At 69.0% G+C, this 24237-nt stretch carries 23 protein-coding genes and 1 pseudogene; 8 read left to right on the top strand and 16 right to left on the bottom strand.

Annotated elements, in window-relative coordinates; genetic code table 11:
- Positions 1 to 235: 235 nt before the first annotated feature.
- Positions 236 to 361, bottom strand: coding sequence for a hypothetical protein (locus ACLJN9_RS19120; RefSeq protein ID WP_410812784.1), 126 nt, complete (start codon positions 359 to 361; stop codon positions 236 to 238).
- A complete protein-coding gene (locus ACLJN9_RS19115; protein WP_410812783.1) occupies positions 358 to 780 on the bottom strand; it encodes a TetR/AcrR family transcriptional regulator in 423 nt (140 codons plus the stop codon). The genes ACLJN9_RS19120 and ACLJN9_RS19115 overlap by 4 nt, the downstream gene beginning before the upstream one ends.
- Positions 781 to 922: 142 nt before the next feature.
- Between ACLJN9_RS19115 and ACLJN9_RS19110 the strand changes: the two genes are divergently transcribed.
- Positions 923 to 1912: an SDR family oxidoreductase gene (locus tag ACLJN9_RS19110; RefSeq protein ID WP_410812782.1), complete on the top strand. Its 990-nt coding sequence runs from the start codon at positions 923 to 925 to the stop codon at positions 1910 to 1912.
- A 203-nt stretch (positions 1913 to 2115) separates the two neighbouring features.
- Here the strand turns inward: ACLJN9_RS19110 and bla are convergent, their stop codons facing one another.
- A complete protein-coding gene (bla, locus tag ACLJN9_RS19105) occupies positions 2116 to 3036 on the bottom strand; it encodes a class A beta-lactamase (RefSeq protein WP_410812781.1) in 921 nt (306 codons plus the stop codon).
- 464 nt (positions 3037 to 3500) lie between these two features.
- Between bla and ACLJN9_RS19100 the strand changes: the two genes are divergently transcribed.
- A complete protein-coding gene (locus ACLJN9_RS19100) occupies positions 3501 to 4331 on the top strand; it encodes a CPBP family intramembrane glutamic endopeptidase (RefSeq protein WP_410812780.1) in 831 nt (276 codons plus the stop codon).
- On the opposite strand, the gene ACLJN9_RS19095 is transcribed toward ACLJN9_RS19100, so the two are convergent.
- The 6 genes and pseudogenes from ACLJN9_RS19095 to ACLJN9_RS19070 form a co-directional block, all read right to left on the bottom strand.
- Positions 4328 to 5248 (bottom strand): serine hydrolase, encoded by a 921-nt coding sequence (locus ACLJN9_RS19095; RefSeq protein WP_410812779.1) that lies wholly within the window; start codon positions 5246 to 5248, stop codon positions 4328 to 4330. The two genes, ACLJN9_RS19100 and ACLJN9_RS19095, sit on opposite strands and share 4 nt — an antisense overlap.
- Positions 5245 to 6177, bottom strand: coding sequence for a LysR family transcriptional regulator (locus ACLJN9_RS19090; protein ID WP_410812778.1), 933 nt, complete (start codon positions 6175 to 6177; stop codon positions 5245 to 5247). Before ACLJN9_RS19090 ends, ACLJN9_RS19095 begins: the two co-directional genes overlap by 4 nt.
- A gap of 92 nt (positions 6178 to 6269) precedes the next feature.
- The gene (locus ACLJN9_RS19085) at positions 6270 to 6638 is read right to left on the bottom strand and encodes a MerR family transcriptional regulator (RefSeq protein ID WP_410812777.1); all 369 of its coding nucleotides are present in this window, start codon (positions 6636 to 6638) and stop codon (positions 6270 to 6272) included.
- Between the two features lie 133 nt (positions 6639 to 6771).
- Positions 6772 to 6867, bottom strand: a pseudogene (locus ACLJN9_RS19080) (transposase); the annotation flags it as partial.
- A 1158-nt stretch (positions 6868 to 8025) separates the two neighbouring features.
- Positions 8026 to 8535, bottom strand: coding sequence for a DUF2199 domain-containing protein (locus ACLJN9_RS19075; protein ID WP_410812776.1), 510 nt, complete (start codon positions 8533 to 8535; stop codon positions 8026 to 8028).
- A gap of 473 nt (positions 8536 to 9008) precedes the next feature.
- Positions 9009 to 9482, bottom strand: a complete 474-nt coding sequence (locus ACLJN9_RS19070; protein WP_410812775.1) for a pyridoxamine 5'-phosphate oxidase family protein — start codon at positions 9480 to 9482, stop codon at positions 9009 to 9011.
- A gap of 448 nt (positions 9483 to 9930) precedes the next feature.
- On the opposite strand from ACLJN9_RS19070, the gene ygiD reads away from it, so the two are divergent.
- From ygiD to ACLJN9_RS19055, 3 genes are all read left to right on the top strand, one after another.
- Positions 9931 to 10806 carry a 4,5-DOPA dioxygenase extradiol gene (gene ygiD / locus ACLJN9_RS19065; protein WP_410812774.1) on the top strand — a complete coding sequence of 292 codons (876 nt, stop codon included), beginning with the start codon at positions 9931 to 9933 and terminating at the stop codon, positions 10804 to 10806.
- 103 nt (positions 10807 to 10909) lie between these two features.
- Positions 10910 to 11257 (top strand): hypothetical protein, encoded by a 348-nt coding sequence (locus ACLJN9_RS19060; protein WP_410812773.1) that lies wholly within the window; start codon positions 10910 to 10912, stop codon positions 11255 to 11257.
- Positions 11258 to 11513: 256 nt separating this feature from the next.
- Positions 11514 to 12347 carry an NAD(P)H-binding protein gene (locus ACLJN9_RS19055; protein ID WP_410812905.1) on the top strand — a complete coding sequence of 278 codons (834 nt, stop codon included), beginning with the start codon at positions 11514 to 11516 and terminating at the stop codon, positions 12345 to 12347.
- Between the two features lie 76 nt (positions 12348 to 12423).
- Here ACLJN9_RS19055 and ACLJN9_RS19050 read toward each other — a convergent pair whose 3' ends face one another.
- Entirely contained in the window at positions 12424 to 13461 is a 1038-nt protein-coding gene (locus ACLJN9_RS19050) for an FUSC family protein (protein ID WP_410812904.1), read from the bottom strand.
- Between the two features lie 501 nt (positions 13462 to 13962).
- Between ACLJN9_RS19050 and ACLJN9_RS19045 the strand changes: the two genes are divergently transcribed.
- A complete protein-coding gene (locus ACLJN9_RS19045; RefSeq protein ID WP_410812772.1) occupies positions 13963 to 15585 on the top strand; it encodes a beta-1,3-glucanase family protein in 1623 nt (540 codons plus the stop codon).
- 146 nt (positions 15586 to 15731) lie between these two features.
- On the opposite strand, the gene ACLJN9_RS19040 is transcribed toward ACLJN9_RS19045, so the two are convergent.
- A complete protein-coding gene (locus ACLJN9_RS19040) occupies positions 15732 to 16706 on the bottom strand; it encodes an alpha/beta hydrolase family protein (RefSeq protein ID WP_410812771.1) in 975 nt (324 codons plus the stop codon).
- Between the two features lie 18 nt (positions 16707 to 16724).
- Between ACLJN9_RS19040 and ACLJN9_RS19035 the strand changes: the two genes are divergently transcribed.
- A complete protein-coding gene (locus ACLJN9_RS19035; RefSeq protein ID WP_410812770.1) occupies positions 16725 to 17066 on the top strand; it encodes a hypothetical protein in 342 nt (113 codons plus the stop codon).
- On the opposite strand, the gene ACLJN9_RS19030 is transcribed toward ACLJN9_RS19035, so the two are convergent.
- Entirely contained in the window at positions 17044 to 17643 is a 600-nt protein-coding gene (locus ACLJN9_RS19030) for an NADPH-dependent F420 reductase (RefSeq protein ID WP_410812769.1), read from the bottom strand. The genes ACLJN9_RS19035 and ACLJN9_RS19030 overlap by 23 nt on opposite strands.
- A gap of 61 nt (positions 17644 to 17704) precedes the next feature.
- Positions 17705 to 18436 (bottom strand): SDR family oxidoreductase, encoded by a 732-nt coding sequence (locus ACLJN9_RS19025; protein ID WP_410812768.1) that lies wholly within the window; start codon positions 18434 to 18436, stop codon positions 17705 to 17707.
- A 106-nt stretch (positions 18437 to 18542) separates the two neighbouring features.
- Here ACLJN9_RS19025 and ACLJN9_RS19020 point away from each other — a divergent pair, with 106 nt between their 5' ends.
- Positions 18543 to 19391: a LysR family transcriptional regulator gene (locus tag ACLJN9_RS19020; protein WP_410812767.1), complete on the top strand. Its 849-nt coding sequence runs from the start codon at positions 18543 to 18545 to the stop codon at positions 19389 to 19391.
- Positions 19392 to 19672: 281 nt separating this feature from the next.
- Here ACLJN9_RS19020 and ACLJN9_RS19015 read toward each other — a convergent pair whose 3' ends face one another.
- The 3 genes from ACLJN9_RS19015 to ACLJN9_RS19005 form a co-directional block, all read right to left on the bottom strand.
- A complete protein-coding gene (locus ACLJN9_RS19015; protein WP_410812766.1) occupies positions 19673 to 19807 on the bottom strand; it encodes a hypothetical protein in 135 nt (44 codons plus the stop codon).
- A gap of 473 nt (positions 19808 to 20280) precedes the next feature.
- Positions 20281 to 22818 carry a DUF6493 family protein gene (locus tag ACLJN9_RS19010; RefSeq protein ID WP_410812765.1) on the bottom strand — a complete coding sequence of 846 codons (2538 nt, stop codon included), beginning with the start codon at positions 22816 to 22818 and terminating at the stop codon, positions 20281 to 20283.
- Positions 22815 to 24149 carry an SWIM zinc finger domain-containing protein gene (locus ACLJN9_RS19005; RefSeq protein WP_410812764.1) on the bottom strand — a complete coding sequence of 445 codons (1335 nt, stop codon included), beginning with the start codon at positions 24147 to 24149 and terminating at the stop codon, positions 22815 to 22817. Before ACLJN9_RS19005 ends, ACLJN9_RS19010 begins: the two co-directional genes overlap by 4 nt.
- Positions 24150 to 24237: the final 88 nt, after the last annotated feature.

Genomic DNA, 24237 nt, shown 5'->3' with positions numbered 1-24237 from the left:
GGTTGATGCCGTTTCAGCATCGCGGGACTGGGCGCGCCGAAACCCGCCGATCTGGATGGTGCAGCGGCTGATAGGGCTTCGACGGCGCCAACGGCCGACTGTTACGCCGAGGGGGTACGAGCCCCGTGGTGACGAGGTGTTTCCGCTGCTGACCACGACCGTTTCGCTGACGGAGGAGGACACCGTGCGGTGCTCGATCGTTGCGCCCAGGGTTCCGGTGGCGAGCAGGCCGCTATCAGGGTTGGAGCGAGCGCAGCATCATTGAGAGATAGCGCTGGGAATCCGCCGCGGCGTCGGGTCCGGCGGCCAGGACGACGCCGTGGTGGGCGGCGATCAGCAGCCGGAAGTCGGCGACGGTCAAGTCTGCGCGAACGGTGCCGGCCGCCTGCGCTGGCGCCAGCAGCCGGACGATGACAGTTCGGTCTCCTGCCGCTCGTGGTCGAGCCCGTCCCCGGCGACCACCGCGTCGACGTAAGCCCTGGTGAAACCTCTGTCCTGTAACTGGTACGCGCACAGCGTACGGATCAGCTCCCGCAGCGCACGCGCCGGATCCGGGTCGCGCAGGGCTGCGGCGTGCGTGGCCGCACAATCGTTCCACTGATCGGCGTAAGCGTCGGTGACGAGGCGATCCCGCGTGGGGAAACGCCGGTAGACGGTGGCGACGGACACGCCGGCACCGCGGGCGATCCGAGCCACCGTGACGTCCTCGCCCTTCTCAGCAAAGGCACGCCGCGCCGCGGCGAGGATTCGGTGTCGCTTCTCCTCGGCGTCCCAGCGCATCGAACGAGCGTACGCGCGGAACCCTCCCCGGCAGGAGGAAGTGCGGCAACTGGACGGTGCCTTCTCTCAGCGCGTTGCGGCATGGACGACAGGGGCCGGATGGTCGATCCAGTTGCCCGATACGAGAAGCAGGAGAGAAGCGTTGAGAACACTGGACGGCACCACCAGCCTCGTCACCGGCGCGAGCCGGGGCATCGGTCGCGCGATCGCGAAGCGTCTCGCCGCGGACGGATCGCTGGTCGCAGTGCACTACGGCACGAACGAGTCGGCCGCCGAGGAAACCGTCGCTCAGATCACCGAGGCGGGTGGCGCGGCGTTCGCAGTCGGCGTACCGCTCGGCGCCGCGGATGCCGCTGATCGGCTCTGGGCCGGCCTGGAGGCCGGTCTGGCCGAGCGCGGCGTGCCGGGCGGCATCGACGTACTGGTGAACAACGCGGCAATCGGCGGGGCCACGCCGACACTGGCCAGCGCACGGCAGGACGATTTCGACGAGTTGTTCGCAATCAACGTCAAGGCGCCGTTCTTCGTGGTGCAGCGTGGCGTGGATCTGCTCCGGGACGGCGGCCGGATCGTCAATGTCTCGTCCGTCGCCAGCCGGATCGCAATACCCGACACGCTCGCGTACGCCATGACGAAGGGTGCAATCAACACGTTCAGCGTCACGTTGGCGCAGGAACTGGGCGCCAGGGGTATCACGGTAAACGCGGTGATGCCCGGGACCACCGCCACCGAGGCCAACGCCGCGTGGTTCGATGCCCAGCCGGCGCTCCACGAGGCCGTGACCGGGCTATCGGCCCTGCGCCGTGTCGGTAAGCCGGAGGATGTCGCGGACGTGGTCGCCTTCCTTGCCTCTCCGGCGGCCCGCTGGGTGACCGGCCAGGTGATCGACGCATCCGGCGGGGCCCATCTCGGCTTCTCGTCAGCTAGGGTCCGCCGGAGAAAACGTGACTGCCTCATCTACGGCGTGCGCCGGGCTGGCGGGAAGCTGGCCCGGCGCAGGCGCGGACCGCCTGCAGTTTCCGTGGGGCGGCCTGGAAACGACAAAGCGCATGATGGGCCATCCCGTAGTGGCGGTGTCCGCGAGCGCTCCCAAAGAGAAGTGCTCCCGGGCTCCCGTCGCGTGCCCGGGTGAGATCACCGTCCCGTCCGGACCGAATCAGCTGGCACGTCGCGTCGCCGAGGCGCTGTCCAACGGCCAAGTCGACGTGCGTCATGCACGCGCGCAACCGCGGCGAAAGATGCTCCAGACCGCGCGGCGATCCGACGGTGCCTGATCGGGTGTTCTCCCCCGACTTGTCGGCGGCATCGCCGGACCGCGCGCGGCCACCAGCCCGCTCACAGCTGGGCGATCACCACCTCCGTGGCGTGGGCGATCAGGGCGTCGTCGTAGCTGGCGTCCTTCTCATCGCGGCTGGACAGCACCGCGAGGACAATTGGCGCGCGATTTGGCGGCCAGAGCACCCCGATGTCGTTGCGAGTGCCGTACCCGGCTGCCCCGGTCTTGTCCCCGACGATCCAGCCGTCGGGAACGCCGGCGCGGATTAGCGCGTCGCCGGTGGTGTTGCCCCGCAGCCAACCGTTGAGGACACGTCGGTCCGCGGGCTGAAGGGCATGCCCGACGGCATACGCCCGCAGGTCACCGGCCAGCCCCCGTGGGGTGCTGGTGTCCCGCCTGTCACCCGGCGTCGCCTCGTTGAGTTCAGGCTCGTAGCGCGCCGCGTCGGTCACCGTGTCGCCAGCCTCCCGCAACTCCTTCTCGAACCGCTGCGGTCCACCGAGATGCCGCAGCAGCAAGTTGCCGGCCGTGTTGTCGCTGTACCGCACGGCAGCGTCGGCGAGCGCGCGAAGGGTCATGCCCTCGGCGACGTGCTGCTCGGTGATCGGCGAATAGGTCACCAAGTCGTCCGCCGAGTACCGCACCACACGATCCAGCTCGGCGTCCCTGGTTTCGTCAAGGACCTCGGCAGCGGCTAGCGCCTTGTACGTCGAGGCGTACGCGAACCTGTCCTCGGCCCGGTAGCCCACGGTCCGACCCGTACCGGTGTCGATCGCGTAAATTCCCAGCCGCGCGTCGAACCGCTCTTCCAACTGTCGGAACTCGCGGTCCCGATCGGCGGAGATGAACGCGGCGACCGTCACCGGACGGCTCTGCGTGCGCTGCTCAGCAGCGTCGGCGGTGCCGCAGCCGGCCAAGGCTACCGAGACCGAGACCGCTGTCACCGCAGTTACCAGGCGTCGTGCCGAAAAAACCATCACCACTCCTTGTCCCTAGACCCGACCGCGAACAGCACCGGTCGGCAGGTTTCGACCCTGACAGGGGACCGACTCCCTGTCGAAGACCGAAGTCATGAGGTTCATGCCGATCCGGCATCCGTTCGGCGGCGCTCAGCGCAAACTCTTCGCCCGGCGGCCGATGCCTTCGGGTGAGAAGACAGAGCTATCGCCGCGCCTGACCGAAGCGCATCACGGACGGCTTCGCCGCAAACCGACCGCAATCGAACGTTCCGTGGGACGCGCTGACGGCGTCCCACGAGGGGGCACGGCCGTGCGCCCGGCTACACCCGCTTTCCTCGCCGGCCTGGAAACGGCCGTCACCGCCGGCGCGGAAGAACGCCATGGAGAGCCCGAACCCTCCTCATGGAGGAAGCTTGCGCCTCCCGGCACCGGAGAATTCCCGGCCGGCCGTCGACAGCTCGCGGCCCTTCGGCGCCCATCTCCGCATGAGCTGGTGGAAGCCGCTCGTGGTCATCCTCGTGCCGCCGCTGGTGATGGTGGTCCTGCAGGTCGTGCTCTACAACATCGTGGGCGTCATCGAGGGCAGCGACGATCCGCTGTCAGCCACCTTCACGCCGTTGAAGTTCCTGGCTGTCAACCTCAGCATCGGCGCGGCCGGCGTCTTGGCGATCCTGCTCCTGGTGTGGATCGCCAAGGTGCCATGGCGCAGCCTGATCAGCTCACCCCGAGCCTTCGACGCCCGCCGCCTCAGGTACTACCTGATCCGAGCGGCGTTGCTGGTGGGGGCGGGGATCGGTGTCGTGGCGCTGGTCGCGCCCGACGCCCCGGGCTGGACCGCCTTCGCGGTCACCGGCACGACGATCGGCATGCTGGTGATCGTCGTGCTGAGCACCCCAATACAGGCCGTCGGCGAGGAACTGATGTTCCGAAGTGCCGTGCTGCCCGCCGCCGCGTCCTGGGTGCGTGCGGTTCGCCCGGCCCTTTCCGTCGGGCTCGTCGTCTCCGGCCTGGACTTCGCCCTCATTCATGGGTCGGCCGACCCCTGGCTGTTCAGCTACTACACCGTGATCGGTGTCAGCACTGGCCTGATGGCGATCATCAGCCGCGGCATCGAGGCGCCAGTCGCTTTCCACGTCGCCAACAACGTCCTGTTGACGACCGTCAACACGCTGATGGCGGACGGTGAGGCCTTCTCGATCGACCGGTCCAACGACTCCGGTGACGCGTCCCTGTTGATCCTCGGCGCCGTCACCATCGCCATGGTGGCGCTGGTCTGGCTGCGGGAGCGGCGAGCCCGGGACACCAGCGCGGGCTAACTCCACCAGGGCAAAGTGCCCGTGCGCAGGTGGTCGTGCAGGCTGCGGGCGACCTGGGCCATCGTCGCCTCACTGCCGGGCTGTGCGACGGCGGGCACTCGTGAGGCGGTGAGCGCGGCGACCGCGTACGACTGCCCGTCGGCATGATCCACCACCCCTACCTCATGGCGCAGGTGCAGCAGGGTGCCGGTCTTGGAGGACCAGCGGGACGCGTCGGAGGTGAAGTCGGGGGTGAGTCGCTGCCGGTGCAGGTTGTCGGCCATCAGGGCGCGTACTCGGGCGGCGGTGCTCTCGTGGATCGTCGAGGGCCGCCAAAGGGCGTGCAGCAGGTCGACGAAGGCCCGCGCAGACCCGGCGTTGGCGCGGGTGACGTCGAGTTGAGCGACGGGGTGGCCCTGCCCGGTGGTCGCCGCGCCGATGGCGAGGGAATGCGCCAGGTGCACGTCGTCGGGGCCGAAGCGTTCCGCCGGCGTGTCGGCGAGATCGCCGACCCGATGCCGTACGGCGATGCCCTCGATCCGCAGCCGCCGCAGCTCGGCGGCGACCGCGCCCGGCGGGACCAGGTCGAACAGGGCGTCGGCGGCGATCCCGTCGCTGATCGAGGTGCTCAGGTAGAGCAAGTCGTCCACGGAGATTCGCGCAAGGTGGCGGAAGCGGGAGAGCCCGGACGGGCCGGGGGTGGTTATCCGGCCGGGCTCGACGTGGACCGGCATCGCCGGGTCGAGTTCCCCGCGCCCGACCCGCTCCAGAACGGCGACCGCCAGCGGCACTTTGACCAGCGACGCCGATGGATACGGGGTGTCGGCGTCGAAGCCGATCTCCTGACCGCTGTCGAGGTTACGGACGAGGAAGGCGCCGCGCAGCCCTGCCTCATCGAGCACCTCACGCGCGTTGCGGACGACGGCGCTGGCGCTCATTCCGGATCTCCTGCCGGGCGGTCTCCGGGTGTGGAATCCCCGGCCGAGCCCGGGAGCCCGGCGGCCGCACCCAGACATCGTGCGACGTCCGCGTGCAGCACCGTGCGCAGGTGCTCGACATCCTCTCGCATGCCGGCGGCGACGTCATAACCGCGCAGGAGCCGCAGGCCGGTGAGGGGGCGCCAATGCAGTGCGAAGTCCTCGGCCTGCTGGCGGGAGCAGAGCAGCAGGTCGGGGGAGCCGAGGGCCGCTGCTGCGGCGTCAACGAGGGACGGCGCGACCGATACCTGAGCCGGTGCCAGGCCGGCCGAGTGGCCGGCGCGGGTCAGCGGGTCCCGCAGGTGCGCGACGTCGTCCTCGGGCTGGATCAGGATCCGCCGACGTGCCTGCGTGCGGGCGCGGCCGCTGCGCAGCGTCTCCAGGAACACCGTCGGCGCTGGGAAGGGGGTCCGGGCGGCCAGCCCGAGTGGCACCCGCCATGCTGCCGTAGCTTCCGGAACCGCCACGATCCCGGTACCGACCTCGAGGGTCTGGCAGAGCCGTTCGCGCTCCTGCGGACCGGCCGGCCGCACCTCGAGGTCGATTCGCTGCCGTCGGGCCGCAACCACCAGGGCGGCGAGGTGGTGCGGCGGGCAGATCTCGGGCACGGCGACCCGCAGCGGCCGCGAACGGGCTCGCTCGGCGTCGTCGGTCATGGTGTCGGCGAGGTCGACCAGGCGTCGTGCCGTCGGCAGCATGTCCTGTCCGAATGGGGTCAATCGAACCGCGCGGGATTTCCGGTCGAACAGCCGCGCCCCAAAATGCTCTTCCAGGGCGGCGATGCGGCGGCTGGCGACCGACTGGGGGATTCCCGCCGCAGCGGCACCTGAGGTGAAGCTGCCATGACCGCTGACGGCGACGAAGGACCGACACGCGGCGACGATGTCCATCTACGAAACCTATTTCCGGAATGCATGGACGAGGCGACAGTGAGCTGGATCGGCATCGTCGCGCCGACGGTCTGAGACAAGCGCAACGCAGATCATGCGGTGACGAGTTCGCTACGGTGCGCCCGATTCGCCAGGAGCAGATCGGTGAGCACCGCTCGGGTTTTGTTGAGGTCCGCAATGTGTCGATCGAGCCGGTCCCGCTCCTGGCGCATCCGCTTCAGGGCCACCTCGGAGGTGTGCTCGCTGGGGGACTCGACGCAGGGTAGGAGGTCGAGGATGGTCCGACTGCTCAGGCCGGCGGAGAACAGCCGCTGGATCAAGCGGATCCGCTCGACTTGGCCCTCGACGTAGCGGCGCTGACCGCTGGGGCTGCGCAGGCCCTGCTCCTCGTAGTAACGCGGGGATCGCACGCTCGCTCCGGTACGGGCAGCGAGTTCACCGATCCGCATGGTGGCAGTCATCGTTTCCTCCCGTCCGACCGGACAATCATTTGCGGCCTAGGCTACCCATCTGTCGGAACGCGGCCAGTGACACCACGTCACGGTCACTCTGGACCGCGACGTGATGTGTCTGACGGAGCGGCCGCGATGAGTGCTGCCGCGGCTGCTTCTCCCGCCTGCCGTCCGTGTTCGGCTCCGGCAGCAAAGCCTCGATCAGCGCCCACTGGGCGTCGGTCAAGTCCGACGGGTAGCCACGACGGCAGGGCGGAGCTTCGGCTACGACGACGCCGGGCGTATGACGTCGCTGTCGGTGCCATCCGGGACGAACACCGTCTCCTACGACGATCGGGGCCTGCCCCAGACGATCAGCGGCCGACGGACAACGTCTCCTACCCGTACACCAAGGATCGCCGGCTGTCGTCCCGCGCCGACGCGGCGGGCACGGCAAGCTTCACCTACGACAACGTCGGCCGGTCCGGACGGCGGTGAACCCGACCACCGGCGTCAACGTGTTGGCCGCCCACAACTCGATGTCGCAGGTCTCGTCGGTCACCTACGGGTCGGGTAACACCCGCACCCTCGCCCCCTTTCCCGGGCCCATACCAGGCACGACGCCCGACCGGCCCCAGCTGGCCCTGGTCCCCGACACGGTCCAGCTCAACCGTCTCGCGACGTTGCTTGATAACCGGATGCGTATCGGCCCGGAGACATTTCCCGTGGTCGCCGTAGGTTGGCGTGCTGGGCTACCAACCGTGGCGCAATACGGGGTGAGCTAGCGCTGCGCGCACAGGCCGATGAGGCGGAGGTCGACTCGGAGGGTTGGGAGCTTTTCTATTTCGCCTCCATCGCCTTGGCGGGCGGGGCCATCTAAGAGACGCCCAGCAACACGTTCCTCGCCCACCTCGCCGGGCAGCCCGTCGACACCGCCGAAGCCGGCAGGCGCCTCGCCGATCTCGTTCAAACAGAACAACCAGCACATCGACCAACTGCGCACCGAACCGAGAGCGGGGGTGCCACCTGGGACGGCGAACGCATCGGCAGTCGGTGGGCCGCGATGCACTCGGTGATCAGCGGATGGTCGTCGTGCCAACGCTGACCGGCCGTTCGTGACACCAGTAGGACCAGCGACCGAACAGCCTGCGATCGCGTAGTCGACGATCCGCTGCTCAGACCAGTCGTCCGGATCTACCGCAGGCTCGATTCAGCGCGGTGGCGGCGACGTCGTCGAGGTCGCCGAATAGCAGCATGCTGGCCGTCATCGCTCGTCCAACACTGTCCGCAGATCCTCGCCCGACAGTCGCCGTCCGATCAACTCCATGCCCATGAACAGGTCCTTTCGCCTGGACTGATGCCGACGACGAGGATCACGCTGACGATGCCCATGGGTGGAGGATCCCGGACGTGGTAGCTATCCCCTTGGATGGAGGAGCAGCTCAGCGATCTCCTGTACTCGTTTCATCGTGATGCCGCTGTGTTGTTCCACTGCTAGCGGGTGGTCGGTTGGTTCGAGTACCACGTGTGGGCGAGTGCCTACTGGCTCGGAGTGCACCTCTGTCTTGAGGTTCAGCGTTCCCACGGGGTATGCCGGAAGCTCGGTAGATAGCCAACCGAAGTACGCCGGTTCCTGCTCCCGGCCGGGGGTGGTCCACAGGTCAAGCATGCGGCGGAAGCTGTCCCTGCTGAGCGAGACCCAGACGCCCCAGTCGAAGTCGTCTTCGGCGTCGAGGACAGGGATGATCAGCCGGGCCCGGACGAAGTAGTGCTGCGCCTGGATGACGCAGGTCTCGTCGTCGAGAATGCTGCGCTCGTCGCTGGCGAGATCGTCGCGCCAGTACGCCGGCGCTTCGGCCCCGTAGGAGAATGGGAGGCCTGCGTGCCGCTGGCCGCAGCTGCGGCAAATGAATTCTTGATCAACCATGGCGCGACGGTACAGCCCTGCACCGAGCCGAATAGCGGGTGCCTCTGCCGGCTCGTGGGACGTTCCCCGCCTCGGGCCTGTCCTGCCGATCACGGATCGGCAGTCCTGGTCATGACATGCTTCAGCCGTGTACCGGATCGAGGATCAACGGCGCTTTCAGCGTCTGGTCGAGGCGCTGTCGGGACGGGCGGATCCCCAGGCTGAGGCCGAGATGGGCGCACCCCTGGATCCACGGCTCGCGGACTCGCGACGTGTACCTGCTGATTCCGCCGTGGGCTTCTGCTGCTTACTGCGGTCGGTGGACGGTCAGCGGGCAGGGTCGCACGAGATCTCGTTCGCGCGGTTCTCCGCGACGAAGCGGGTGGTCGTCGGACGCGTTTTGGCAGGACGAACTCGTCGACCGGTGGGCCGCCGGGATCGATACCTGTCTCCCGAGACTCGGTGCGGGCCGAAAGCGCGGCGATCGTACGGTGTCACCCACCTGCCAGCTTGCGGAAGTCCCAGCTCGTGATCTTCGTTGGTCGTAGCCTCAGCCAGGCGTGCTTGCCGTCGTAGGGCAGGTCCCGCATACCGAAGTACTTCTCGGCGAACGTCGCCTCGACGTCGGGAAGCTGCTCGTTGGGCTCGCCCACTCTCGGCACCTCGCCGACCGTCTCCACGATGCCGGTGATCTCCACGCCGCGCAGGTCGAGGTAGTCGTGCCCGTCGTCGACGACGGCGCTGACGCGAGGATCCCGCCGAACGTCGCTGAAGCGTTGGCTGCGAGCGATCGAGTACAGCCAGAGGTCGGAGTGGTGCCAGCAGAACCACAATGGCGTCACATGCGGCCCGTCGAGCCCGATCGTGGCCAGGCGGCAGACCCGCTGCTCGGCAAGGAATGTGTCGATGTCCTCCGCCGTCATCGCGATCCGGTTGCCCCGGCGCTGTCGCTGCATAGCATCGTTCATGATCGGCTGCTCTCGAGTCGACTGTGGAGGCCTGTGGTGACGACGAACCCGGTGCGGACCGTCGCGTGCCAAACGACGCCCGTCACGCTAGCAGCCGATCCTTCGCCCATTCCCGGCAAAGCCGTTGGCATCGAGTGAGGGCGGCCCCCGGCTGAGAGGAGGCAGACCCCGTGCCGTCGCCACCGCCGGACAGAAGGAAGTCAACCAGGCGGCTGCGCCGCTTGAGGCGTACGTCGCGAATCTGAGGAGAGGGGGCCGCAGTCGCTCAACACACTTCCCAACCGGCGCGTACGTGCTCGGGTGTGCATGAGGTCCGCGTGTCACGAGATGAGTCAAGTTCGGTAGTTGACGACCGACCGAGCACTACGCTGGTGATGTGCGGGGTCGCAGGGCCTGAGGATGGCCGAGTGTCCGGCTTTCGGGCGATCGGGGAAGGCGGAACGTCTACGTGGATTCCCTCAACGCATCGGCTGCGGAGATGCCTGCGGCTTTCATCGGGCACGGCAACCCCATGAACGCCCTCGAGGTCAACCGGTACACCGCGGCGTGGAAAGCGTTCGGCGCTGCGGTACCCCGTCCTCGAGCCATCCTGGTAGTCAGCGCGCACTGGTACATCAACGCCACCGCCGTCACCGCGATGCCAAGGCCGCGGACCATCCACGACTTCTACGGATTCCCACCGGCGCTGTTCGAGGTGCGGTACCCCGCCCCCGGACTGCCCGAGCTGGCCGAAGAGATCAGTGACGTCGTCCATCCCACCTGGGTCGGCGCTGATGTCGACAGCTGGGGCATCGATCATGGAACGTGGTCGGTTCTGGTCCACGCGTTCCCAGATGCCTCGATCCCGGTCGTACAGCTGAGTATCAACGCCGACAAGCCTCTGGACTACCACCTTCAACTCGGCGCAAAACTCGCCGCCCTGCGGCGACGCGGGGTCCTCGTCGTGGCCAGTGGGAACATCGTGCACAACCTGAGCGCGATGAACTGGAAGCTCACCGACGACGGCTACGACTGGGCGCGACGCTTCGACGAGGCCGCCAGGCACGGCATGACGACCAACCCCGCCGAACTCGCGACCCTTGACGCTCACCGTGACTTCCGGCATGCGGTACCGACACCTGACCATTTCATCCCTGCCCTCTACCTCGCTGGCCTTGCCTCAGTCGCGGGCGCAGGGGACGTCGAGGTCCTTGTCGACGGTCTCGCCTACGGATCGTTGTCGATGACGGCCTACACCATCGGAATGACCTGTCCGGAAACCGAGGACGTAGGCGGCTCACCGCAGTCGCCTACTGATCTGCCGCCAGACGGCTCCAACATCTGAACCGAGGCACAGGTGGTCGCCCTGTCACCACGGTAGGCACTGGCCCGGCGCCGTCGCGGGTCACGTCCGACAAATGGAAGAACGACTGGGAGGGTAAACATTCATGGGACACGATCCGGTCAAATCCAACCTGAAGAGCATGGATGATCTTGATTTCGTGGGGTGGAACAACGCCGATTGGAACGGGGTCTTCGCCCACCACCACACCGACGACGTGTTGGCCGACTGGCATGGCCAGGCACCGACGCGCGGGATCGAGCAGCACATCGACGCCATGAAGGCCTACGTCGAGTCAGCGGGCGGCACGCCGCCGCGAATCACCGCCCACCCGATCGCCTTCGGCTCGGGGGAGTGGACCTGTGTCGTCGGCGAGCTGGAAGACGGCAGCCGCATGGTCACCGTCGCCAGGTGGCGCGAGGGTGCGATCGCCGAGGAGTACATCTGGGCCTGATGTGGCAGCCCTCCGTGACGGGGGAGGTTGGGCAATGAGGTGAGGGGGCTGGCCAGGCCGGACACCCATGGTGACCGCTCGTCGTCCCACCGGCGCGCGGACGGCAACTGACGCGGATGTCAGGTCGCTTCCGCCACACCGTTGCAAGCGTGTTCGGGCCTGCCCAACCGTCGCGTCGGCGATGACTTCTTCGTGAGCGGTGTCCTTCCAGACAACCCGCTTGCCGCCGGGGGCATCTCGCACTAGCGTCGGGCAAATGGGTGGACTCTTCCTCGTTACCGGCGGCACGGGCAAGACGGGCAAGAGAGTCGCTGAGCGGCTGCGCACACGAGGAGCTGCGGTGCGCAGCGTGTCCCGCTCGACAGACCCTGCCCTGGACTGGACGGACGAGGGCAGTTGGGACGCGGTGCTCGACGGGGTGCAGGCCCTCTATCTGGCCCCGGCTGAGGGCAGCCGGGCCGCGGCCGCCTTCGCGAAACGGGCCACGAGGGCCGGTGTCCGGCGGATCGTGCTGCTCTCCGCCCGCGGCGTGACGACGCCAGGCTACTTTGACGATCAGAACGTACTCGCGCCGCAGATCGTCGAGGGTGAGACCGGCGTGATGACGAGCGGCGCCGCCTGGACGATCGTGCGGCCTGGCTGGTTCATGCAGAACTTCGACGAGGGCGAGTTCCTCGGTTCCGTGCGCGCGGGGCGGCTCGAACTTCCGGTCGGTGCGGGTGCGGCCGCCTGGATCGACGCCGAGGACATCGCGGACGTCGTCGCGACGCTGCTCGTCGACGGCGGTCACGACGGCGAGGCGATCGAGCTCAGCGGCCCTCGAGCCGTCTCGCTCGGGGAGGCCGTGGCGCTGATCTCCGCGCAGTCGGGTCGGCACGTTGAGTACGTCCCCGTCACCGAGGATGCCTACCGTGACCGGTTGCGGGCTGATGGGCTCGATGATCACGCGATCGCCGTCGGGATCGCGGCGCTCAGCGCGATCCGCACCGGCAGCGAGGCCGTGACCACCGACGGCGTGCGGCGCGTGCTCAGTCGAGATCCGGCTCCCTTCGAGGACTACGTGCGCCGCGCGGCCGACGCGTGGCGATGAGCAGGTAGCAGAGACTCACACAGCTGTGTTGGCAGGCCACTCGTCCTCGCGCACCCGACCGGCACCGGCCTCGTGCTCATGGTGCGGTGCTGGCGCCGAGGTGTGCGGCTTGGCGCACCAGCCGGTTGGCGTCCCGCCGCGACAGGCCGGTCGCCTGCAGTAGCTCCGCGGCAGCAGTTCGCACCTGGGCCAGCACGACCGTGCCCGAAAGGCGCAAACCGTCAGCACCCGCCTTCGCGGCTTGCGAGACCGCCTTGAGGCTGCGATGGCGGGCTTGATCGGGGTGTCGCCCGTAAGAGCAACTGCGGTGCAACTCCTGGACGGCCTGGCCGAGTTCGGCCACGGCGTCGGCGAGGGTCGACGGCAGCGGCTCTTGGTCGTTGATCGCGGTGGCTGCTCGCCGTACCAGGCCGGAAGCAGCATTGACGACCCGCGGCGCGTGGTCGGCCGTCTGCTGATACTGCTGTAGAGAGTTGCGTCGATGCCGTCGCTGCGGCGAGTAATGAGTGACCTCCGCGGCGCCCTGCAGCGCATCGGTGAAGTCATTGACCTGACTGCCCATCGCTCGGAACTGATCGAGGGCGCGTAGGGCACCGGCGGCGTCCCGGGTTTCGATGGCTCTGCTGGCCGCCGCCAACTGTCGGGACAGTGTCTCCAGTAGGGGTCTGGCGGCGCGTTCCACTGTCCTCAGGGGGTTCAGCGGCAACACGACGATGACCACGACAAGGGCTATCAGACCTCCGATGACGGCGTTGGCGATCTGAGGACCGTCGACGCGCGGGGCCTGCGGGGCGACGGTGGACACCAGCACGGCGGTGCCGCCAGCTTGGGGGATGACGCCGCTGCGGCCAGTGAGCGCGATGCCCAGCAGAATCGTCGCGATGACGATCAATCCGAGCTGGGCGGCGCCTCGGCCCATCAGCGCGATCAGCGCGTCGCCGATGCCAACGCCCAGGGCCACACCCGCGATGAGTTGAACAGTCCGGCGTAGTCGCTGTCCGACCGCGGCGGCGATGGTCGCCACGGCGGAGATCGGGGCGAAGACCGGGTTGGCGCTCACGGCGAGCTGTCGAGCCAGCGCCCATGCCAGACCTGCGGCTAGCCCGGCCTGCATCGCCACGATGAGGTACAGCGTGATCTGTCGGCGGTGTGTCCGTCTTGTCGTCCTGCCGCGTGCCTCCCAGTCCCGGAGCAACGACCGTGCCCGCGCCCCGTGTGGATCATCGCGGTCGGTCTGTCGTTCGCTGGATCGGTGAGGTGGCCGTGGCATGCCCGCATCTACCCGCGCGCGACGGTGGCATGCCTTATGGCCATGTTGGCGCTGTCCGTGCGAGTTCTACCTGCTCAGACCCCTTGCCCTCGTTGATCGTCGCGCGAAAGCAGGGCCAATGAGCCCGGACTCGACCGTTGGCGGTAGTGCCGTCCAGCGGGCAACCCCGCCAACCACGGCCTGCGGCTCGCGATCGGGCAACAGGCAACAGGTAACAAAACTTACGATTGTTGTTGACATTTGCATCGATGGCCATGACTCTGTGAGAGCGCTCTCTCATTCTCCTGGCCGACGTCGTGCCAGGCCAGGCCGATTCAGGAGGTTCGGGTGAACAGGAGATTGTCGATGCTAGGCCGCCTCAGGCTGGCCCTCGGCGCCGTCGTGGCGGTCCTCGTCACCGCCGTGTCGATTGTCGTCGTCATGCCGCAGCCGGTTCAGGCGGTCGGGCCCGATCTACTACCCGTCACCGTCACGAACAACTCCGGCCGCGGCGAGGCGGTGTTCCTCTACATCCTCGGACAGGACATCCGCCCGGGCGGGCGGCTCGGCTACGTCAACGCGGCTGGACAATTCTCGGCCTGGCCTGCTGGCGGCCTGCCACCGACCCCCGCCCCGGACGTCGCGATCCCCGGTCCCGGCAACGGGAGCAGCGTCACCGTACTCTTTCCGCGGTTCATCTCGGCTCGGATGTACTTCTCGTTCGGCCGGAAGCTGGACTTCCGCCTCAGCCCCAGCGGGCTCGTCCAACCCGCGCCGTGGGCCGGCGGTGACCCGAACCGTGACATCCTGTTCGACTGGTCCGAGTTCACCTACAACGACTCCGGCCTGTGGCTCAACAGCTCCCAGGTGGACATGTTCGCCATCCCGCACGCCGTGAGCGTCACCGGAGCCGACGGACGAACGATCCGCACCGGAGACCCGGTCGCGAACGGCCGGGAGAATGTGATCAGCCAGATCCGGGCGATCCCGGAATTCGCCCGCTCCGTGTACACCCGCTCCGACGGCACCGTCCTGCGGGTTCTCGCGCCCGGCAAGGCGATGGACGCCGGCCTGATGAGCCCGAACTACCTGGACGGGTACATCACCTCGGCGTGGAACGCCTACACCGGCCGTACGCTCACCGTGGTGCCCAGGGTCAACGAGCCGAACCGCCGGTTCTTCGGCCGCGTCAACGGCAACACCATGAACTTCACCGACTCCACCGGTGCCCAGGTCGCCACGGTCGCCAAGCCCAGCACGGCCAACGTCTGGGGCTGCGACGGAGTATTCAACGCTCCGAACACGCCGCCGTTCATCGAGCCGGAGATCAAACGGACGCTCTGCACCGCGCTGAACCGGGGCACCCTGGGCACCTCGACCCAGGAACCGGTGCTGGATGCGAACCAGTTCTACCGCAACAGTGCGCCCAATCACTACTCGCGGATCGTCCACGCCAACATGGCCGACGGCAAGGCGTACGGCTTCGCCTATGACGATGTCGGCGGCTTCGAGTCGCTGGTGCACCACGGAGACCCCCGCTCGGCGGCGATCATCCTCTCGCCGTTCACCGGTGGCAGTCCGCCGCCCCCCACGCCGCCCCCGGCCACCGGCTCGGCCATCATCAGCAACTGGCACAACAAGTGCATCGACGTGCCGAACTGGAACTTCAACGACGGTCAACGCCTGATTGTCTGGAACTGCACCGGCGGCACCAACCAGCGCTGGGAATTCGTCAACGGCACCTTGCGGACCGAGAACAACAAGTGCATGGACGTCGCCTGGGGTTCCACTGCCGACGGTGCCGCTATCCAAATCGCCAACTGCTCCGGCAATGCCGCCCAGCAGTTCGTCCTCAGCGGCGCCGGCGACCTCGTCAATCCGCAGGCCAACAAGTGCGTGGACATCAAGGACTGGAACCCGAACAACGACGCCGTCCTGCAGTTGTGGACCTGCGGCGGTGGTGCCAACCAGAAGTGGCGCCGGGGCTGAACGACGCGCGGGGGCAGGCACCCGACAGGTTACCCACCGAGGTGTCTGCCCCCACCGTTCCATCGACGAGGACCGGTTCCAAGCCTCGCAGCGCGGTGTCCTGACCGTGGGTTCCGCACCGCTCGCTGTTGGTCGCGGTGAGACCCTCACCGTCCGGGCTTCGAGTCGATCCGTCCCCAGGGATTGTCCCTCGCGTCCAACGCTTCTGCGGCTTCGGTCCAGGTCGGGTCGCCGGGGATGAGGGCGCTGCGAAGGTAGGCCCAGATCAGTGCGCGTACCGCTGCGACACGCTCGGGGTTCTCGTCGGTCGTCTCGGCGGCGTCGTACCCGGAGACGCCACCGAGCATGTGCTCGCCCTCGCGTACGGTGAGCAGCGTCTTGTTCTCGCCGGGACTGCGGTGATACGGGTCCGCGCGCCAGTCCTCCCGGTCGGTGAACATGGGGTTGTGGTCCTTCTCGCCGACCACGACGAGGGCCTGTCCGGTCATGGTGTCGAAGCGTGTGCCAGCGAGGTCCGGGTAATGTTCCGCCGCGAAGCCGGCCAGGTCCTCTCCGGTGCCGGGGCCGGCCATGATCACGCTTGCGGTGATGCGCTCGTCGCGCCGGTCGAGGACCGTGCCGCCCTCACGGCTGGTCACCGTCATCCCGGCGAGCATGCTGACGGTGTGGCCACCGAGGGAGTGTCCGACGGCGGCGATCCTGGTCCAGTTCACACGTCCGGAAAGGCCCGGCACGACCTGTTCGATCTCGTTCGCGTGGTCGAGGAGGACGTGCATGTCCTCGACGCGCGATCGCCAGAACAGCGGTGCGCCCTCGGTGCCGTTGTCGCGAAGGCCCAGCCCGCTGGAGTCGAGATGCGTGGGCTGCAGGACGACGAAGCCGTGCGCGGCCCAGAAATCGACAAGGGGGCCGTAGCCGTGCAGGGAGGACAGGAAGTTCGACCGCCCGTGCCCGTGGGAGAACAGGATGACGGGCAGGTCCCCACCGGTGGCGGGTGCGGAGACCTTGATTTCCAGCGGAACCGGGCGTCCCGGCACCGGCAGCGTCACGGGGCTGAAGGTGATGACGGGCTTGGCCGCATTGACAGGTAGGCCGGTGGATGCGGTGAATGGCGTGCTCACAGATGTTCTCCTGTTTCGGTGTTGTTCGTCGTCGAGAGCACCCTGCTGCGGTGTCTTCTTTCCCACCGCCGGGTCGATGATGGGGTTTCCGGATCCGTCGATCAGTCGTTCACATCACCCCACCTCCGCGGCGCGCTGAGGGTCGCGAGCGCCGACGGTCACCGACGCACCCGCTGCGGCCAGAGCGCGCGTCACCACCGCCCCGAGGCCGGTGTGGCCGGCGGTGACAACGACGTTCCGGCCGGAGAGGTCGATTCCGGTGAGGATGTCATCGACCGTGGAGGCGGCAGTGAAGCCGGTACTGCCTGGCAGCGACTGCTGTTTCTCGGCCCTGGCGTCACCGGGAGACGGAGATGTTGAACGTCGGCGTCTTCAACGCCATGGCGGTAGCGAAGAACAGAGGTGCGGCGTGCTCGGTGGCCAGCGCGGTGCCAATGTCGCCCAGATCCAGGATCCAGTCCTGGGGCCACCCCAGATCGGTCAGCAGACCGCGGACCGCACGCTTGGCCGCCTGGTCGTCGCCGCTCACGAAGACCGTGGCCTGCGACAGCGATGACCTTGGCTCCACCATGATCGTGAAGTTCATCGTGTTGAGCGCCTTGACGACACGGGCACGGGGAAAGCGCGCCTGGACCTGGCGGGCGACACTGTCGCCGTAGGAGGCCATCGTCAGCTGCGGGGTCAGCGCAGCCGACGGGTCCAGCACGATCCTGTTGCCGAGGACGTCCTCGCCGATCTCCTCCAGCGTGCTGACCACAGCCGAGCCGGGAATGGCGGTGATGACCACATCGGCGGACGCTACGGCCTCGCGCTGGCTGAGCGCGCCGGAGGCTTCGGCGGGATTTCGTGATCCGTAGACGACGTGATGGCCCGAGATGGCCAAGCGCGCCCCGAGGGCGGACCCGACCTTTCCGGTGCCGAGAACGGCGATGTTCATGGCAGCTTCCTTCTCATTGCATGCGAGTAGTACGGGTGGAATCGCAACGGGCGGGGCTCCGTCACCAGGGCACGACCCCGGCGTCCTCGAAGAAGCCGCCGGTGGGACCACCGTCGGGCAACGTCGCCAGCCGAATGGCAGTCGCTGCCCCTTCAGCCGCAGTACGCACGCCGCGGAAACCGTTCAGGTCGGTGGCGACGAAACCCGGACAGGCGAGGTTGATCAGGATGTTCGTGTCCGCCAGTTCCTGGGCGTACTGAAGGGTCACCGCGTTCAGAAACGTCTTCGAAGGGGCGTAGGCCACCGCGACCGGACCCGTGGTGGTCTCGCCGCCAGGGCCGGACTGCCGCGTCAAAGAGCCGACGCTGCTGGACATGTTGACGATCCGCGGCGAAGCCGAATGGCGCAGCAACGGCAGCATCGCATTGGTGACGCGGATGACCCCGATCACGTTGGTCTCCACCACCGTACGGATGATCTGCGGGTCGACGGAACTCGGCTGTTGCGGCCCACCGCCGGTGATGCCGGCATTGTTGACCAGGGCGTCCAGACGCCCAGTACGGCCGGCGATGAACTCAGCGGCTTCGGCGACACTACGGTCATCCGCGACATCCAGCGCCACACCGAAAGCATCGACGCCGGCGGCACGCAACCGGGTCACTGCCTCCTCGCGCCGCACCTGGTCGCGGGCCCCGACACCGACGCTCCAGCCGAGCGCACCGAGGCCCGCCGCGATCTCGTACCCAATGCCCTTGTTGGCCCCTGTGACCAGGGCGATCTTGGTTTCCGTCATGTTCCGATCGTGCGTGGCCCGCCTCTCGGCCTGCAAGACCGGCTAGGTCATGCGCGATACCCAGAAGGTATGCTGTGGCGGCGAAGACGACCGTACGCTGAGTAGCGTGGACAGTCGGGAATTGCGCTACTTCATCGCCGTCGCCGAAGAATTGCACTTCGGCCGGGCCGCGCAGCGCCTGGGAATCGCTCAGCCGCCACTGTCCAGAACGATCATGCAGCTCGAACGACGCCTGGGCGCGGCACTGCTGCAGCGCAACAGCCGGCCGATCTCTCTCACCGAGGCCGGCGCGGTGCTCCTGCACGAGGGGCGAGCAGCGCTGGAAGCTTTGGAGGCCGCCGAACAACGCGCCCGACGCGCCTCCCTCGCCGCACTCGGTCAGCCCAGCGTCGTCCTGGCGATCAAAGCCGGCGCCTCCAGCGAACTGCTCGCCAAGCTGCTGCGCGCCTACGCCGCCGAGCCAGGATCGATCCACGTCGACGTCCTGCTGTGCGATTCAGGAGAGCAGACTCGCCTGCTTCGAAGTGGTCACGCCGACGTGGCAATCCTGCACCCGCCCATCGACGAGACAACGGGCTTCGACACCGAGGAACTGATCACCGAAGGTCAGGTGGCCGTCCTCCCGGCCGGGCATCCCCTCGCCACCCGTACGCACCTGAACGTAGCCGAGACGATCGATCGCACCGACCTGCCGCAGCCTCGCTGGCCTCGGCCGGACGGTACCTACATCGAGGGTCCCGGACCGGAGGTCCAGAACCACGCGCAACTCCTACAACTCATCGCACTCGACAGGACGATGATGATCGCCCCCGATTCCTGTCGAGCACAACTGGGTGAGGACGTCGTCGCCATCCCGGTCATCGACGCCCCCCGCATCACCACCGTCATGGCCTGGCCACCACGCAGCCGCTCCCGGGCCGTAGCCGATCTCGTCCGAACCGCTACTCGCCTCTGATGGTCATCTCCGGCGTGAGGGTCCAAAGCCATCGGGTCCCCACCAGAGATTCGACCCTTCGTCGCGTGCCGAAGCGTTCGGGTCGGCGAGCTCGTGATCGTCCCAAGACGCGAATCACCGGTAGGCCCCGACGACAATCGGCTCGCGATTGCCGTGCCCGACCACCTCACCCACGAGGGCACCGTCGCAGCTCTACGGCCGCAGCGAGCAGGTGGGGATCCGACGGTCGTCAGCCCCCACCCTCATCGCCGCACTCGGACAACTGAGCGATGCTGCCGGCGTCAGCGCCCGGTGGACACGATGTTTGAGGAACGCCCGCTCTGCTCGTCGCGCTTCAGGCGCTTCGCAGTCTGCTTCTCCTTGATCGTCTTACCCTTTTTCTTGACGTTCGCCTTGGTCGTCGAGTCCTTGGACATGATCGAACCTCCTGGAGCAGGTAGGTGAACGTGCAGCGTGTTACTCGCTTAATCGCGGCGTGCAGGTGACGGAGGACCCGCGCGGCGTGCGCGGTCCTCACCGCACGCCGACCCTACGCTGTTTCAGCTCCTGCCTACGTGGGAGTGCATCGCCGGTTGTGGGGGTGATGGTTCGTGGCCTTCCCGACACGAACCCCATCCCTACCCTGACCGCCGTGGTCCGGCTGAAAATGGACCACCTCGGGTTGGTTGATCTCTAGTCGTTTGTCGTCGTGGCCTGACCCAGGGCCACCGCACGATCTTCGGTTGCCCCTCAGAAAATCGATGATCAATGCGGTGGTCGTCCTCATGCCCACGCCGACGGCACCGCCACGGGGGTGGTGACCGGTGCTCCGGCGGGCGGCCGAGCCGGACGGCCCGGCGCGTTCACGTCATCCATAGCGTCGACTTCCCTCCACGCTTCGCCACAAGAATCACCTGTCGAGTGCGGCGGCCAGGCGCCGTGCCTCGGTGACCAGCCGGTTCGACCCGCCGCGCGCGGCGACCTCGGCCAGTCCGGGCACGTCGATCCGGGCGCCGGTCGCGCCCGCTGTCTCTGCCGCCAGGGTTAACAGGTCCGGGGTGCCGCGCGCGGCCTTCGGCGCCGCGAGCAGTGCGGGCAACGCGGCGGCGAGCAGGCGCCAGATGCTGAGCGGGGCACCAGCGGCGGCCGCGTCGCGCAGCGGTTGCAGGGTACGGGTCAACGTGAGGTCACCGACGGCGGCGAGGGCACCGAGGTGGGCCCCGACCGTGGGAGCGTCCAGGTCGCCGGCGGCGGCCAGCATCAGCAGGGCGTCAACGGCGGCGACCCGGTCGGACTCGTGCCGGGCACCCAGTCCGTACGCGAGGGCGAGGTCGACGGCGGGACCGCCGTCGCCGCCGCACTCGGCGAGCAGCGGCAGGATCGCGGCGCTGCCGGACAGGTCCTGGTCGGCGCCGCTGGCGATGTCGGGCAGCGCGTACGCCGCGACCAGCCCCCGGTAGCCGGGCAGCACCGCCGGCCAGAGCAGAGCCGCGCCGCCGACGTAGCTGTCCACGGATCCGGCCGGCACGGTGAGCAGGCCGAACGGGTCGTCGACGCCCTCCGGTGGGCTGACGAGCACGTGCGTCCGCTGCCGGGGCAGGTGCTCGTGCGCCCAGTCGTAGCCCCGCCGGCGCTCTCGGCGGGGCAGCGTGACCACTCGCTGGTCCGGGGTCGGTAGGCCGCCGGCGCGCAGCCATCCGGCGAGCCGGTCACCGGCGGGCGTGCCGAGCGCCGCCGCCCTGGCCGCGAGGGGCTCGTCGACCCGCGCGGGCAGCCGCAGCAGGGCCTGCGTCAGGTCCACCTCCCAGGCGCCGCGCTGGCCGAGCCGGGTCAGACGGTCGTACAGGACCTCGGGGTCGATGGTGCCGTTTGCCGTGGTCGGAGCCGCGAGCAGGCCGGGGTGCTGGGGCGGGCCGACGCGGTCACCGATCTCGGCCAGCCGGGCGCGTAGCAGCCGGTGCGGCGGGGGTACCCGTGGATCGAGGGACGGTCCGCCCGGTGTGCGGCGCCGCAACGCCGCCAGCATCGCGGCCCACCGTCCCCGCCGTACGCCTCCCTCGACCGGGTCGGCCGCCGCGTGCAGCACCCCGCCGAGGAGACCGCACAGGGAGTACGGATCCCACGGGTGCTCCTCCGCGCCGGCGCGGTGCCGCCGCAGCACCGGAATCAGGGCGTCTTTCAGCCGGGCCCGGTCGCCACCGGCGACCCGGACCACTGCGTCGAGGACCCGTTCCAGACCGGAGGCCGTCATCGGGCCGCCGAGCAGGGAGGCGGCCTCCTCCGCCAGCTCGTCCGGGTCGGTGATGGCCGGGGGCGCGGGCAGCGGGCCGGCCGGTGGCGGCAGGTCGTCGCCCGCCGCGCCGACCGCGAAACGCGGGGCCACCACGTGCCCGTGTCGGGCCGCGAGCGTGTCGGCCCGGTCGCGGACGTCCGCCGCCGGGTGGTCAACCGCTGTCGCGATGACCTCGGCGATCTCCGCCGCCCGGTCGGGGTGCCGGCGGGCGAGCTGGTCCAGCCAACCGAGCTGGGCGCGGACCAGCGCCTTGTCGGGCCGGACGAGGACGGCCCGCGACGCGTCGAGCAGCCCTTCGACCTCCACGCCGTCGAGCGCCCGCAGCGTCTTCTGCGCCATCGACGCCACGGACCCGGGGGAGTCGGCGAGCAGGCGCAGGTAGTCTCCGCGATGCCGGTCGACCTCGCTGGCGGTGGGCTCCAGCAGGGCGTGCAGAGTGACGAACGCGCGCAACGCGGCCGGCCGGTCGCCGCGTAACAGCCGGCTCACGCAGCCGTCGAGCAGCATCGTCCGGTCCAGGCGGCCCTCGCCGGCCAGTCGCGCCAGCGCGCGCGGCAGGGCGAGCTTCTCGTCGGTCATCAACTCGTCGAAGGACATCCGCGTCCCGGCGCCGTCCACCTCGAACAGTCGCGGCACCAGGGCGTCGAGAAACACGTCCGCCCGGAGCCGGTCCACCAGCGGGACCGGTCGCTGCCACTCCGGCGGCCACGCCATCAGGGCGAGCCACCCCTCGACGAACTGGTCACCGTTGGGTGTCGCCGCCTTCTCGGCGGTAACCAGCTCGGCGACGAAACCCCAGCCGTCCATCGGGTCGTCTCGGCGGAGCCGGTCCACCAGCCGGTACGCCAGCTCGGCCAGCCAGGGCACCCCGCGCGTCCGTGCGACCTGGACCACCAGCCCGGCGTCGGCGCCCCGCAGCGACACGTTCCGCCGACCGAGCACCTCGGCCGCCGCGGCGGCGGTGGGCAGGCACCCGACCGCGGCCACCGCCAGGGCCGTCGCCTCGTTGTTCCACCACCAGGTGTCGCGCCGCCGGCGCACGTGGGCCACCAGCCCGTCGGCGAACGACCGCCGCTCCTGCTCGTCGAGGCCGGTGACCGCCTGTACGGCCGCACCGATGTCACCTCTGACCAGGAACTCGAACGGATCGATCACGCCCCGACCTCCACCGGAGCGCCCACCATCGTCGTGGCGAGCGCGTGCTTGCAGGGCCCGCGCTGACCGCGGTGCCGCGCCCACCAGGGGCAGGAGCAGGTGTACGAGCCGTCCGTCCGGCGGCGGACCCGGTAGACCTCGTCGCCGTGGCGTACGGTCGCCGCCTCGCCGTCGAGGGTGACCGCGCCCGCCTCGACCAGTGCCCGCGCCCCGACCAGCCGGGGATTGTCCCGCTCGGCCCGGCCGGCGTCGTACGGCAGCACTCGGTGGAAGTAGCCCGCCTCGGCCACGTCGAAGCCGACCCGGCCGGCGGTGCCCAGCTGGGCCAGCGCCGCCCGGACCCGGTCCGCCGAGATCCCCGCCGAGGCGGCCAACGCGTGGACATCGATCGTCGGGTCCCAGGACAGCAGCGCGGCGACCAGCGCGGCGTCGTCGGCGACGTCGTCCGTGGCTAGCGCGGTCAGCGCGCCGCCCTCGCCGGAGAAACCCCGGTAGGACTCCGGCGACAGGGTCAGCGACAGCCGCAGCGCCCCGGTGTCGAGCTCCCACACACTCGGCAGCGGCGGCGACCCGGGCGCCGCCGGTGGCCCGTACACCCGCAGGGTCTTCGCGTAGCGGAGCAGCCCACGCAGCGTGGCGAGCCGTCCGGCGCCAGCCAGGCACACCGCGCCGGACACCGGGCGCGAGGTCAGCCGCAGCGAGCGCCCGGCCGGCACCACCCAGAGCACCGACCGGTCGTTGCCCGCCGGCAGCCGGCGCAGGAAGGTGGCCGCCTCCGCCGCCGGGATCTCCGCCCGCGGCTCCATGGCCGCGGCGAGCAGATGGACCTCGGCGAAACCCCGCAGCCAACGTCCGGGCAGCGGCACCTTCTTCTCCACCACCTCGGCATCGAGAGTGGACACGGTCAGGTCGTCCGGCCCCACCGACAGGTGCAGCGGGTCCATGCCGCTCACCCGGGCCAGCGCCTCCCGCAGCGGCGCGTTCACGTCGACGTTGGTGGTGCCGTGCTCGACGATGTCGCCGTCGAACCCGGCCGGCACGACGTCCAGCCGCGCGTACACCCCGCAGCATCCGGAGAACGACTCGAAGCGCATCCGGTCCCGGCTGCCGGTGACCACGGGATCGAGGCTCGCCGGATCGACCGGCTGGTGATACCGGGTCCGGGCGACTTCGGCGACCGCCAGTAGCCCGGCGGCCGCCGCCTGCGGAGTCGTCAGAAAACCGGAGAAGAACCGCGGGTTGGTGGCGGGTCCGCCGCTGGTCTGCAGCGCCAGGTCACCCCGGCGCAATGTGGACGGCTGAAGATAGCGGTACGTCTGGAGGGCGCTCACGGCTGCAGAACTTACGACCAACCCCCGACACCGTGTCAGGGATGCCGTCGACACCACGTCGGGTCACCTCGATCGCCTGGACCAGAGC

Origin of the sequence: Micromonospora sp. 067-2 (genome assembly GCF_046549295.1) — a bacterium.
GTDB lineage: Bacteria > Actinomycetota > Actinomycetes > Mycobacteriales > Micromonosporaceae > Micromonospora.
Note: the sequence above shows the minus strand (reverse complement) of the source record. Positions and strands in the feature narration are given on the sequence as shown.